The following is a 258-nucleotide window of genomic DNA, read 5'->3' on the forward strand; positions in this document are numbered from 1 at the left end:
GTGGATGACCAGCGCTTTGCCGCCGACGGTCACTGGAGCCAGCCGCCGCACGCCTGGCACGAGGATTCGCCGGAAGCCCTGCTCACCGAGGGCGAACTGCGCGATTGCCTGGACAAGACCCTCAACGGTCTGTCCGAACTGCAGCGCAGCGTGCTGACCCTGCGCGAACGCCAGGGCTTGGAGCTGGAGGAAATCCGTGATCTCCTGGATATCACGCTTTCCAATGTCCGGGTGCTGCTGCATCGCGCCCGCCTGAAG

At 65.1% G+C, this 258-nt stretch carries 1 protein-coding gene; it reads left to right on the forward strand.

What is annotated here, in order from left to right; translation table 11 throughout:
• Nucleotides 1–258, forward strand: a 258-nt coding sequence (locus ACLJNW_RS26350; protein ID WP_410961529.1) for a sigma factor-like helix-turn-helix DNA-binding protein, incomplete at both ends; no start/stop codon positions are given.

The organism is Salmonella sp. SAL4457, assembly GCF_046548235.1.
In the GTDB taxonomy this organism is placed as follows: Bacteria; Pseudomonadota; Gammaproteobacteria; order Enterobacterales; family Enterobacteriaceae; genus Salmonella; species Salmonella enterica.